This window comes from Streptomyces sp. OZ13, assembly GCF_052068155.1.
GTDB lineage: Bacteria > Actinomycetota > Actinomycetes > Streptomycetales > Streptomycetaceae > Streptomyces.
Genome location: NZ_JBQHCZ010000003.1, coordinates 100,636 through 113,435, shown reverse-complemented (window position 1 = coordinate 113,435; position 12,800 = coordinate 100,636). Strand labels below are relative to the sequence as shown.

9 protein-coding genes are annotated in these 12,800 nt (G+C 73.7%); 3 read left to right on the top strand and 6 right to left on the bottom strand.

What is annotated here, in order from left to right:
- Positions 1-245 precede the first annotated feature (245 nt).
- A complete protein-coding gene (locus ACTMTU_RS07490; RefSeq protein WP_441262698.1) occupies positions 246-3,545 on the top strand; it encodes a BTAD domain-containing putative transcriptional regulator in 3,300 nt (1,099 codons plus the stop codon).
- 3 nt (positions 3,546-3,548) lie between these two features.
- Here the strand turns inward: ACTMTU_RS07490 and ACTMTU_RS07485 are convergent, their stop codons facing one another.
- The 4 genes from ACTMTU_RS07485 to ACTMTU_RS07470 all read right to left on the bottom strand — a co-directional run bounded on the left by ACTMTU_RS07485 (position 3,549) and on the right by ACTMTU_RS07470 (position 6,458).
- Positions 3,549-4,373: an ABC transporter permease gene (locus ACTMTU_RS07485; RefSeq protein WP_441262697.1), complete on the bottom strand. Its 825-nt coding sequence runs from the start codon at positions 4,371-4,373 to the stop codon at positions 3,549-3,551.
- A complete protein-coding gene (locus tag ACTMTU_RS07480) occupies positions 4,370-5,371 on the bottom strand; it encodes an ATP-binding cassette domain-containing protein (protein ID WP_441262696.1) in 1,002 nt (333 codons plus the stop codon). Before ACTMTU_RS07480 ends, ACTMTU_RS07485 begins: the two co-directional genes overlap by 4 nt.
- Positions 5,372-5,469: 98 nt before the next feature.
- Positions 5,470-6,111, bottom strand: coding sequence for a hypothetical protein (locus tag ACTMTU_RS07475; protein WP_441262695.1), 642 nt, complete (start codon positions 6,109-6,111; stop codon positions 5,470-5,472).
- Positions 6,108-6,458, bottom strand: a complete 351-nt coding sequence (locus ACTMTU_RS07470) for a hypothetical protein (RefSeq protein ID WP_441262694.1) — start codon at positions 6,456-6,458, stop codon at positions 6,108-6,110. Before ACTMTU_RS07470 ends, ACTMTU_RS07475 begins: the two co-directional genes overlap by 4 nt.
- 67 nt (positions 6,459-6,525) lie before the next feature.
- On the opposite strand from ACTMTU_RS07470, the gene ACTMTU_RS07465 reads away from it, so the two are divergent.
- Positions 6,526-9,837, top strand: coding sequence for a CHAT domain-containing protein (locus ACTMTU_RS07465; protein ID WP_441262693.1), 3,312 nt, complete (start codon positions 6,526-6,528; stop codon positions 9,835-9,837).
- Positions 9,838-9,898: 61 nt separating this feature from the next.
- Here ACTMTU_RS07465 and ACTMTU_RS07460 read toward each other — a convergent pair whose 3' ends face one another.
- Together ACTMTU_RS07460 and panB are read right to left on the bottom strand one after the other, a co-directional pair.
- A complete protein-coding gene (locus tag ACTMTU_RS07460; protein ID WP_441262692.1) occupies positions 9,899-10,261 on the bottom strand; it encodes a cupin domain-containing protein in 363 nt (120 codons plus the stop codon).
- A gap of 134 nt (positions 10,262-10,395) precedes the next feature.
- Positions 10,396-11,256: a 3-methyl-2-oxobutanoate hydroxymethyltransferase gene (gene panB, locus ACTMTU_RS07455; RefSeq protein ID WP_364597908.1), complete on the bottom strand. Its 861-nt coding sequence runs from the start codon at positions 11,254-11,256 to the stop codon at positions 10,396-10,398.
- Positions 11,257-11,602: 346 nt separating this feature from the next.
- Between panB and ACTMTU_RS07450 the strand changes: the two genes are divergently transcribed.
- Positions 11,603-12,634, top strand: coding sequence for an endonuclease/exonuclease/phosphatase family protein (locus ACTMTU_RS07450; RefSeq protein ID WP_441262691.1), 1,032 nt, complete (start codon positions 11,603-11,605; stop codon positions 12,632-12,634).
- The last annotated feature ends 166 nt before the right edge of the window (positions 12,635-12,800 follow it).

The window sequence follows — 12,800 nt, the reverse complement described above, 5'->3', positions numbered from 1 at the left end:
GCGGGTACGCGGTCGGCCTCGGACCGGAGGCCGTGCGCAGGCGGCCTGCGGTATGGCGGGCGGGAGGCGGCGGCCCCGGCCCGGCGGCAGGTGCGTGGTATCGGTCCAGGGACCGGACACGGCCGTACGCGGGCGGCGCGACCGGCACGGCGGCGACACCGGCACGTCGCCGGGTGCGCGGCGGTCGCGGCGCGGGCGGCACAGGCGCCGGCACCGGGCGCGGGTGGTGCGGGGACAATGGGCCGGTGCGCTATCTCCTGCTCGGCACCACACAGGCCGTCCGCGACGACGGCACGCCCGTCCCGCCCGGCGGCGTCCGGCTGCGTGCCCTGCTGACGGCGCTCGCCCTCCGGGCCGGGCGGACGGTCCCCGCGAACGTGCTGGTCGACGAGGTGTGGGACGGCGATCCGCCCGCGGATCCGGCCGGCGCGCTGCAGGCGCTCGTCGGCCGGCTGCGCCGCGCCCTCGGGCCCGGGGCCGTCACCCTGGCCGACGGCGGATACCGGCTGTGCGCCGCCCCCGACGACGTGGATCTCCACCGGTTCGACCGGCTCACCGGCGAGGGCACCCGGGCGCTGGAGGACGGCGACGCGGCCACGGCGGCGGCCCTCCTCGACGACGCCCTCGCGCTGTGGCGGGGACCGGTGCTGGCCGACCTGCCGGACCGTACCGCGGCCGAGGCGCGGTGGGAGGCCCGCAGGCTGGACGCCCGCCGCGCGCGGATCGCCGCGGCGCTCGGCCTCGGCGGCGCCGGGGCCGCGGTCCCGGAGCTGCTGGCCCTGTGCGAGGCGCATCCGCTCGACGAACGGCTCCAGGCCCTGCGGATCCGGGCGCTGCGCGACACCGGCCGGCCCGCCGAGGCCCTCGCGGCGTACGAGGAGGTACGCAGCGGGCTGGCCGAACGGCTCGGCACCGACCCGGGCCCGGAACTGGCCGCACTGCACGCCGAGTTGCTGAACCCGCCGGCGCCGGCCGCCCCCGTGGGCAACCTCCGCGCCCGGCTCACCAGCTTCGTCGGACGCGAACCCGAACTGCGCGAGATCGGCGAGGACCTGTCCCGGGCCCGGCTGGTGACCCTCCTCGGGCCCGGCGGCGCCGGCAAGACACGGCTGTCGCAGGAGGCCGCGGAACGGGCGGCCGCACAGCCGGGCAGCCGTTGGCCGGACGGCGTCTGGCTGGCCGAACTCGCTCCCGTCACCGACCCGTCGGCCGTTCCCGAGGCGGTTCTCACGGCGCTCGGCGCGCGGGAGACGGTGCTGCGCGGCGCGGGCGCGGAGGAGCTGCGTGCCGCCGACCCGCACGGCGCCGACCCGCTCGTGCGTCTCGCCGAGCACTGCGCCCGGCGCCGCATGCTGGTGCTGCTCGACAACTGCGAACACGTCGTCGAGGCGGCGGCGCTGCTGGCGGAGCGCCTGCTGGGCAGCTGTCCCGGTCTGACGATCCTGGCCACCAGCCGCGAACCGCTGGGTGTCCCGGGCGAGCAGGTCCGCCCGGTGGGTCCGCTGCCGGACGCGACGGCGCTGCGGCTGCTGGCCGACCGGGGCGCGTCCGCGCGGCCGGGCTTCCGTGTCGACGCGGACGAGGAGACCGCCGCCGCGGCCGTCGAGATCTGCCGTCGCCTCGACGGACTGCCGCTCGCCGTCGAACTGGCCGCGGCGCGGCTGCGGATGCTCACCCCGCGCCAGATCGCCGACCGTCTCGACGACCGCTTCCGTCTCCTGACGAACGGCGCCCGTACGGTCCTGCCCCGTCAGCAGACGCTCCGCGCGGTCGTCGACTGGTCCTGGGACCTGCTCACCCACGAGGAACGGGCGGTCCTGCGCCGTCTGTCGGTCTTCGCCGGCGGCTGCGACCTGCCGGCTGCCGAAGCGGTCTGCCCCGCACCGGGCCCCGCCGGGAGTGCCGCCGACACCGGGGACGTGGGTGACGTCGCGGGAGTGGTCGGCGCCCTTGTCGACAAGTCGCTCGTCGTCGCCGAGCCCACCGCCGACGGGCGGATGCGGTACCGGCTGCTCGAGACCGTCGCCGAGTACGCCGCCGAACGGCTCGACGAGGCCGGGGAGCGGGCCGGGGCCGAGCGGCGGCACCTGGTGCACTACCGGGAGCTCGCCCGTACCACCGACCCCCGGCTCCGCGGTCACGGCCAGCACGACGCCCTCGCCCTGCTGCGGCGCGAGTACGAGAACCTGCGCACCGCCCTGCGGCGGGCGGTCGCCGCCCGCGACGAGCACGAGGCGCTGTGCCTCGTGCTCTCCCTGGCCTGGTTCTGGCACATGCAGGACCTGCGCACCGACGCCCGCCAGTGGACCGATGCCGTGTCCGCCCTCCACCACGACCCCTTCGGGCCGCCCGCGCGCCCTGCGCCGCCACTCAGCGAGCGGTGCACGGACTCGCCCCCGCCGCTCACGCCCGAACTGCTCGCCGAGGCCCGGCGGCAGGCCGCGCTGATCCGGATGGTCAACATGGACCACGGCACCGAGAAGTGGACGACTCCGGAGAAGCTCGCCTGGCTGCGCCGCGTCGTCGACGTCTACGACGCGGGCCAGCCGCAGAGCTGCCGCTTTCCCGCCTCCCTGTGGTTCTACGCCGTACTGGTCACGGGCGACGGAGACCAACTGCGCCGCGTCCTCGACCGGACGGTGCGGGTCGCGGAGGAGTACGGCCCGGAGTGGGAGCTGGCCAACGCCCTTCAGTGGCGGGCCAACATCCTGGCCAACCGCGGCATGTGGGCCGGCGACGCACACCGCGACGCGGACCGCAGTCTGCGGATCTTCGAGCGCCTCGGGGACGCCTGGGGTATGGCAGAGGCGCTCTCGTCCCGCGGCGAGGCCCATGAGCAGCGGGGCGCGTACGAGGAGGCCGCCGCCGACTACCGCGCGGCCGTCGAGTACGCCGCCGTGCTCGGCGCCAGGGGCCAGGCGCTCCTGCTGCGGGCCCGCCTGGCGAACATCCTGTTGGAGACCGGCCGGGGGGAGGAGGCGGAGATCATCCTGCGCGAGGTGGTCTCCGCCGGACACGACACCGGGTACGAGGCGAGGTCACTGGCCAGGGCGCTGCTCGCGACATGGCTCGGCCGCTCCGGCCGCACCGGCGAGGCACGCAGGGAGCTGGAGACGCTGCGCCGGGAGCTCAGGAGCGACACCCTCGCCATCTTCGAGGGCATCGTCATCGGCTCCCTGGCCTGGCTGGACACGGTCGACGGCCGTTATGCGGAGGCTCGCGAAGGAGTCCGTACGGCACTCACCTACGCCATGGAGCCGTTGTCCATGGTGGTCGCTCCCCAGATTCCGTCGGTGCACATCCTGACGGCGGCCCGTGCGATCGCCGGCGAGGGTGACGCCCTGCTCGCGGCCCGGCTGCTCGGCGCGCACGAAGTGCTGCTTCCACCGCGGCACTTCATGGCCTCGATGGAGCGGGAGAACCGCCGCATCGCCGAGGACGCCGCCCGCGCCGTCCTCGGGGACGCCGCCTTCGAGGACGCGTACGCGGAGGGCGGCAGCCTCACGTTGGAGGAGGCCGCCGCCCTGGTGCGCGGGTCGGAGTGAACGTCACGTCTTCTTACGGAACCTGGCGATCGCGAGCGGTGCCGTCACCACCGTGATGGCGGCGGCCCACCCCAGCGTCATCCACACCGAGTGCGCCACCGGCCCGCCGTTGATGAGCGCGCGGGCCGCGTCCGCGAGGTTGGAGAGCGGGTTGTACTCGGTGAACGACTCCAGCCAGCCGGGCATGGTCGACGGCGGTGTGAAGATCGACGACCCGAACTGCAGCGGCATCAGCACCAGCATCGCCATCCCCTGGACGGCCTGTGCCGTCTTCATCGTCAGCCCCAGCAGGATGAAGATCCAGGTCAGCGACGCGCCGAAGACCAGCGAGAGCCCGACGGCGGCGAGGAGTCCGAGCACGGAGGTCTTGATCTCCAGCCCGAGCAGGAAGCCCACGCCGAGCAGGATCGCGATGGCGACCAGCATCCGGCCCACTTCGACGACGATCTTCGCGACGAGGACCGACGACCGGGCGATGGGCATCGTCCGGAACCGGTCCATGACGCCCTTCCTGAAGTCGTCGTTGATGCCTGTCCCGACGGCCATGGCGATGCTCAGGCCCATCATCGCCATCAGCCCGGGGACCACGTAGTTGACGTACACGTCCTGGTTCCCCTTGCCGGAGATCGCGCCGCCGAAGACGTACACGAACAGCAGGGTGAAGACGATCGGCATCAGCAGGACGTCGAACATCGACTCCGGGTCCTGCTTGATCTGCATGATGTTGCGGCGCACCAGGGCGCCGATGTGCCGCAGGTTGGCCTGCAGGCCGATCCTCCCCTCCGTGCGGGGAACGGCGGCGGGGGCGGTGACGGTTGCCGCGTTCATGCCGCGACCTCCTCGGGGATCGTGGTGCCGACGGGTGCGGGCGGGGTCTTGCCGCCGGTGATGGCGAGGAACACCTCGTCCAGGCTGGGCAGGTGGGTGCCGATGTGCGCGATCCGGAAGCCGTGAGTGCTCAGCACGCCGATGACCGCGGTCAGTTGCTCGTCGCTGAGGATCGGTACGTACAGCTGTCCTTCGTCCGGCACCGCCGACACGCCTCCGATGCCGTCGAGCCCGGCCTCGGCCACCGCCCCTGCCATGGCGGCGAGTTGTGCCGGGTCGCTCGGCCGGATCTGCAGGGTGCGCCCGCCGACCTTGGCCTTCAGCTCGTCCACGGCTCCGCCCGCGATGACCCTGCCCCGGTCGATGACGGTCAGCTCGCTCGCGAGCTGTTCGGCCTCCTCCATGTACTGGGTGGTGAGCAGCACGGTCGCGCCCTCCGCGACCATGCGCCGCACCTCGTCCCAGACCTCGTTGCGGGTGCGGGGATCGAGCCCGGTCGTCGGCTCGTCGAGGTACAGCACGGCCGGTCGGCCGATCATCGAGGCGGCCAGGTCGAGCCGGCGCCGCATACCGCCCGAGTACTGCCCCGCGGGCCGCTTCGCGGCCTCGGCGAGCGAGAAGCGCTCCAGCAGCTCCTCCGCGCGGCGGCGGGCGTCCTTGCGGGACAGGTCGAGCAGCCGCCCGATCATGTACAGGTTCTCCCGTCCGGACAGCTTCTCGTCCACCGAGGCGTACTGGCCGGTGAGCCCGATGGTGCGGCGCAGCTGACGGGGCTGCCGGACCACGTCGTAGCCGGCGACGGTGGCGTGGCCGGCGTCGGGGACGATCAGCGTGGAGAGGCAGCGTACGAGGGTGGTCTTGCCGGCGCCGTTGGGGCCGAGGACCCCGAGGACCGTGCCTTCGCGGACGTCGAGGTCCACCCCGTCGAGCGCCTTGGTCTCCCCGAAGTGCTTGACGAGGCCCCGTACCTCGACGGCGTTCTTGTCGATTCGCGTCATGGGGACCACGGTGTCCGCCCGCGCCGACAGACGGCCGACAGATCACCGACAGGCCGCCGACGGACACCGGCAGGCGGGCGGGACCTCGTGGGCGGGGCCTAGGGGCAGGCGCCGGTCACGGCCATGTTGTCGACCGACCCGAGCGGGATCTCGACCGGGCCCGCCCGCCCGGCCACGGAGAGGCGGACCTTGCCGCCGTCCGCCGACAACAGAACGCCGCAGGTGGTCCCCGAGCCGTGCGTCACCTTCAGGAAGGCGGGCCGGGCCGCGGGCGCCCACCAGGTGAGCGCGGTGCCGGCGAACAGCAGGGCGAGGGCCACGGCGACCGCACGGCGGGCACGGGTGAGCCGCCGGGCGGCCCGTATCGCCGTCGCCACCTCGAAACCGTCCACCGACCCGTGATCGCGGTGGATGTCGGCCAGGGTGACGGCGAGCGGCCGGTTTCCCGCCTGCGCGGCGAGGGCGTGCCACAGACCCACCACGGCCAGGGCCAGTCCACCGCCGACGAGCACGGTGACGGCGACCCTCCAGCCGAAGGGCAGCTCGGCGGTGGTGCCCCGCCCCTTGATCACGATCGCCGCGCCGATCAGGGTGATGAAGGCCGCCAGGCCGTTCCGCCACGCCTCCGCGCTCGCACGCACCGCGGGCAGCGACTCGCGCACCAGTTCCCGGAACCGGTCCCGCTCCGCCAGGTCGGTCGCAGTGGGCGGACCGGCCGGCCTGCGAGGACGCAGGTTCACACGATGTCCAGTTCGAGGCGGAAGCTGGCACCGCACCCCGTCAGGCCCTCCGGGGCGTCCAGGTGGGTGCTGCCGCAGCCGCAGGAGATGTCCAGCACCACGCTCTCCACCGGGCCGGCGCCCGCAGAACGGCCCACCCCGCCGGTGCCGGTGAGCGCGACCGAGACCTGCCGGTCGACGATCCGGTGGTCGCAGCGGGGACACGGACCGGCCACGACGAAGCCGTACACGTCGCCAGAGCCGTGCGGGGAGACCGTGATCTGCCCGGCCTCGAGCAAGTCGTAGGCGCGGTCGGTCAGTTCCCGGTCGGTGGTGGCGAGATAGGCAGGGGCCGCTGCGTCGGACATGGCCACACTGTAATGAGCGCCGGTTTACCTTGAGTGCTGTTTCGACCACTCGTGGCAAGGGGGGCTCATGGCGGTGGGCAGCGGTGAGGGCAAGGTCGGGGGCGACGGGGCGGTGGCGGGCCGTGGGCGGCAACTGCTGCTGCGCGGGGTGGAGTTGGACCGCCACGGTCGTACCGAGGAGGCGGAGAAGCTCTTCAGGGAGGCCGCAGAGGAGTACGGCGACTTCAACGGGATGTACAACCTGGCGCTGCTGGCGGAGCGCACCGGCCGGATCCGCATGGCCCGTCTCTGGTACACCGAGGCGTTCCGCCACGGGCATCCGGAAGCCGCCAACAACCTTGGGGTGCTGCTGCACAACCAGGAGGACCCGGACGCGGCCCTGTGGTTCCGGATCGCGGCCTCCATGGGCCACCCCCAGGCCGCCGCCAACCTCCGGCGGCTTCAGGCCGCCCGCACCGGTCCTCCGGTGGACCCGGAGGTGGCGCCGGTGGTCAAGTACCTGAAGGCGGAGGCCGCGTTCAAGCAGTTCGAGGAGACGGGCGACGACGCGGCCCTCGTAGCGGCCGTCAACATCACCCGGGACGGGGTGCGCCTGGCCCCCGAGGGACATCCGGCACGGGCGGCGCTGCTGGGGGCCTTACGGGGAGTCCTGCGCCACCGGTACGACCTGCGGGGACACACCGCCGACCTGCGCGAGGCCGTCACCGTGGCGCAGGCGGAGCTGTCGGCCCGTCCCCCGGACGATCCGGGGCGCATGGACGCCGCACGGGCTGCCGTCGCGCTGCTCCGCGACCTGTCCCAGGTCCTCGGCGACGAGGATCCGGTGCGGCAGGCCCTGGACATCGGCAGGCAGGCACTGACGCGGCCGGGCGGCGACGAGGGATCACGGGCCCACCTGGAGGCGAGCCTCTGCGGCGCCCTGACGTCGCTGGCCGTCCAGCACGCGGACGCCGGTGCCGGGCCGGCAGCGGGCACCGACGGTGCGGACGCGGCGGACGCGATCGACAGCTACCTGGACGAGGCCGTCGCGCTGGGGCGCGCGGCCGTCGGGCGCCTGCCGTCGGACGACGCGGTCTCGCGCACCAATCTCGGGGCGGCGCTGGCCGTGCGGGGCTCGCGCAGAGGTTCGCCGGACGATCTGGACGACGCCGTCGACCTGCTGCGCGCCGCGGCACGCACCGCGGACACCCCGAGGCAACGGGCGGACGCCGCCACCAACCTCGCGTCGGCGCTGCGCAGCCGGGCCTCCCTCACCCGCCGGTCGCAGGACCGGCGCGAGGCCGAGGCGGTGGCGGAAGAGGCGCGGACCGTCCTGCGGGAGGCGCCCGCGGACCATCCGCGGACGCTGACGCACGCCCTGTTCGCGGCCGGTCGCGCCGCGACCTCGGACGAGGCCCGCCGCGCGCTGGCGGCCGTGCCCCGCTCACACGCCCTGCGACCGAAGCTGCTGGTCCTGCTGGCCACGGCACTCGACGAGGAGGGCGACCGGGACGCCGCGGTCGTCGCGGCCCGGGAGGCGGCGGCCACCGCGGTGAGCAGGGAGAACACGGTCGAGTCGCAGCGGCTCCTCGGCTCACTGCTGCTGCGTTCGCGCGACGGGGCAGGGCCTGGCCGTGCCGAGGTGGAAGAGGCCGTGGGGGCCTTCACCGCGGCGGTCGCCGCATGTGAGGCGACGGACGTGGACCGCGCCGAAGTGCTGATCGGTCTGACCGTGGCGCTGGTGAACCGCTTCCGGTACGCACCGGACGGCCCCGACCGCGACGCCGCGCTGACGGCGCTCCGGGAGGCGGCCCGCGCCGTCGGCTCCTCGCCCGAGGACCGTCTGTCCGCCACGCGGATGTGGGCGGGCCTCGCCCACGAGGCCGGCGACACCGCAGACGCCCTGGTGGGGGCGCGCGTCGCGGTCTCCCTGCTGCGGGACCTCGGCTGGACCGGTCTGGAGCGTGCCGACCAGGAACAGGGCCTGCGCAGCGGCGCCGCGATGCCGCGGGACGCGGCGGCCCTCGCGATCAGCGAGGGCCGGCCGGAGCTGGCGGTGGAACTCCTGGAGCAGGGGCGTTCGGTGCTGTGGCGTTCGACGCTGCACCTGCGCGGCGACCTGGACGCCCTCGCGGCGCGGGAGCCGTCCCTCGCGGCGGAGTCGGAGGAGATCCGCTCCGCACTGGACGGTGCCGGCAGGGTCGACCCGGAGACCCGGATGCGGCTGGCCCGCCGCTGGACACGACTGCGCGACCGGGTCAGGAGCCTGCCGGGCTTCGAGCGCTTCCTGGCCCCGCCCGCGTTCGGCGAACTCGCTCCCGCGGCGGCGGAGGGCCCCGTGGTCATCGTCAACATCAGCGCCGTGCGCTGCGACGCGCTCCTCGTGCTGCCGGGCGGGCAGGTCGACGTCGTACCGCTGCCCGACGTCGACTTCCGCGCCATGGACCGGGTCTGCAACACCTACCTCGAGCACCTGGGCGACGCGCTGGCACCCGGTGCCACGGGCCGGGTCCGGCAACGGGCGCGGCACACCGTCCACGACACCCTGGAATGGCTGTGGGAGAGGATCGCCCGGCCCGTGCTGGACCGGCTGGACCTTCCGTACAGGTCAGAGGCGCCGCCGCGGATCTGGTGGTGTCCCACGGCCTCCCTGGTGTCGCTGCCGCTGCACGCGGCGGGGCGTTACCCGCGCACCGGTGCCGACCGGACCGAGCCGGTCGGGCTGCCGTTCGCGGTGGTGTCGTCCTACACCTCGACCCTTGCCGCACTCGTCGACGCAAGGCGGCGGCCGGCGGCCGGCGATCCCCGGCTGCTGGCCGTGGCACTGTCCGACACCGAGCGAGGTCACGCGCCCCTGCCGGGAGTTCCCGAGGAACTCCGAGGGCTGCGGGAGGTGTTCGGCCAGGGGCGGCTGAGCACCCTGGCCGACGGCGCGGCCACCGTCGCGGCGGTACGGGAGCAGCTGCCCGGACACCCGTGGGCGCACTTCGCCTGCCACGGCAGGCTGGACATGAACGCACCCGCCACGTCGGGCCTGTGCCTGCGTGACGGTGACATGAACGTGCTCGACTTCGCGGAGCTCCGACTGGACGGTGCGGACCTGGCGTTCCTCTCCGCCTGCCACACCCGGCTGGGCGGCGGGCAGTTGCCGGACGAGGCCATCCACACCGCTGCCGCGCTGCGCATGGCGGGGTTCCGCCATGTCGTCTCCACCCTGTGGTCCGTCCAGGACCGGGTCGCGCCCGCCGTCGCCGCCGCGTTCTACCGGAACCTCGGCGCATCGGACCGGCTTTGTTCGGCCGGCGCCGCCGTGGCCCTGCACCGTGCCGTCGCCGAGCTGCGCGACGCCGACCTCACGAATCCGATGCTCTGGGCCCCCTTCACGCACGACGGCCCGTAGCTCGGCGGCCCCGCACCGGCAGGCCGCCGGCGGCCTGTGGTGGTCGCGGAGACGGGAGGGGTCAGGACTTCGCGTAGTCGCCGAAGCCGACCCAGTCGAGCACCACGCACGGCTCGTCGCCGACGACCCAGGCGTCGTGCCCCGGTGCGATGGACATGAAGTCGCCGGGGCCGAACTCGCCGGTCTCGCCGCCGTCCATGACGACCTTCATACGCCCGCTGACCGTGTAACCGACATGCGCGGCCTGACAGCTGTCCGTGCCCGCGATCGGCTTGATGTGGGTGGACCAGCGCCAGCCCGGCTCGAACACGGCACGGCCGACCGGCCCGTGCTCCGTGTTGATGACGTCCAGCTTGCCCTTCCCGTCCTTGAACTCACGGGTCTCGTCGGCGGAGTCGAAGTTCCTGCTCATGATCGCGGCCATGATCTCCCGCCTCCTGGCGGTGCGTGCGGTCCCCCGAGGCCATCTATCACACTACGCCGACAGCCCGCCGACGGGGGAAGATCGGCGGGCTGTCGTCTGTGCCGGGAGTGGCTCTTCGCGGCGGCGGGCGTGGCTCAGTGGAAGCTGTGCTCCTCCGCGGGGAACGCGCCGCCCGCGACGTCGTCGGCGAACGCCTTCGCCGCGTCGCCGAGGGTCTGACGGAGGTTGGCGTACTGCTTGGTGAAGCGCGGCACCTTGCCGCCCGTCAGGCCGGCCATGTCGGTCCACACCAGGACCTGGGCGTCGGTGTCGGGGCCGGCGCCGATGCCGATGGTGGGGATGTGCAGGGAGCGGGTGACCTCGGCGGCGAGCTCGGCCGGGACCAGCTCGAGCACCACCGCGAACGCGCCCGCGTCCTGGGCGGCCTTGGCGTCACGGATCAGCTTGTGGGCGGCCTCGTCGCTGCGGCCCTGCACCCGATAGCCCATGGTGTTCACGGACTGCGGGGTGAGCCCCAGGTGCGACATGACCGGGATGCCGGACTGGACGATCAGCTCGGTCTGGGCCAGCGAACGCTCGCCGCCCTCCAGCTTGACCGCGCCGACGCCTGCCTCCTTGACCAGCCGGGTCGCGTTGCGGAGGGCCTGTACCGGCCCTTCCTGGTACGCGCCGAAGGGCAGGTCACCGACGACGAGGGCGCGCTTGGTGCCCCGTACGACGGCGGCGGACAGGAGGGTCATCTCGTCCATCGTGACGGGCACGGTGGTCTCGTAACCGAGGTGGCAGTTGCCCATCGAGTCGCCCACGAGGACCACGGGGATCCCTGCCTCGTCGAAGACGGACGCCGTCATGGCGTCGTAGGCGGTGAGCATGGGCCACTTCTCGCCGCGCTCCTTGGCGGCGGCGATGTCATGCACGGTGATGCGGCGCGACTGCTTGCCGCCGTACAGCGCCTTGCTGCTGTCGGTGGCCTTCTGGGCAGGCTGAAGCGTCATGAGTATTCGGCTCCTTCGTCATCTCGAGGCGCCCTGACGGCGTCCCCGGATCGCCTCCCATGGTGGCACTTCATGCCACCCGGGGAAAGAGGACCCCCTCACACGCCGCGTCGCCGCCTTCGGGGGCACCGACACGCCCACCGCGGTGTGATCCCCGACGCACCGAGTGTGCCCGTTCTGTCACAGCCTCCGCGCCAAGCCCGGCGGCAGGAACCCGGCGTGCGCCCACGTCGTCATCGAGGCAGAACAGCCGTCCCCGGACGGCGGGACGACCACCGGTCATCGCCTAGGGTCCTAAGGACGGCGGCGAGGCCGGGCGTGACAGCAAGGCAGTGAGGACAGCTCTATGGCGCAGGCGTACACGGCGGACACGGGGAACGGCACGGCCCGGACGCGGCCCACCGGGTCCTTTGCCGGCAGACTCCGGGGGGTGCCCGAGCGGTGGCGCGGCGACCGCGGGATCTGGCGGCGCGGCGTCGTCCTCGCCGTCTGCGCCGTGCTGGTCGCCCTGCTGATGATCCTGCACGCCCACATCCCCAACCGGATCGGCAACCTCGGCAGCCTGACGGAGACGTTCCTGCCGTGGTTCGGCGTGTTCGTCCCGTTGATCGCAGTCGCGGCGGTGCTGCGACGCTCCGCCACCGCGCTGATCGCCGTGCTGCTGCCGGCGGTCGTGTGGCTCAACCTCTTCGGCGGGCTGCTGGGCAAGTCCGCGGCCACCGGCGGCGATCTGACGATCGCCACGCACAACGTGAACGCGGACAACCCGGACCCCGTGGGCACCGCGGAGGACGTCGCCGCGTCCGGGGCCGACGTCCTCGCACTGCAGGAGCTTCCGACGGGGCAGGTGACGGCGTACGAGAAGGCCCTGTCCGCCACGTATCCGCACCACGCCGTCGAGGGCACGGTGGGGGTGTGGAGCAAGTACCCCCTGACCGGCGTCTCGCCCGTCGACATCAGGATGGGCTGGACCCGCGCGATGCGCGCCACGGTGGCGGCGCCCGGCGGTGAGGTCGCGGTGTACGTCGCGCACATGCCGTCCGTCCGCGTGAAGCTCCACGCGGGCTTCACCGCCAACCAGCGGGACGACAGCGCCGACGCGCTGGGCGAGGCCATCGCCCGCGAGCGGCTGGACCGAGTCGTGCTGCTCGGCGACCTCAACGGCACGATGAACGACCGCTCGCTGAACGCCGTCACGTCCCAGATGCGCTCCACGCAGGGCGCGGCGGGCGACGGCTTCGGCTTCAGCTGGCCGGCGGCGTTCCCGATGGCGCGGATCGACCAGATCATGGTGCGCGGCGTGGAGCCGGTGTCGTCGTGGACGCTGCCGCGGACGAACAGCGACCACCTGCCGATCGCGGCCCGCGTGGACCTGTGACCTTGGTCCCACCGCGGCCCTCCCTGTGACCGCGCCCGGCCCGCGAGGGCCGGGCGCGGCCGTCTGTCCGGGGGGCGGGGGAACGCCGGCGCAACCCGCTGTTCACCGCGAGGAACAAAACGTCTGAGAGCATTTGTTCCGAGAACGAACTTACTCGGAAAGGCTC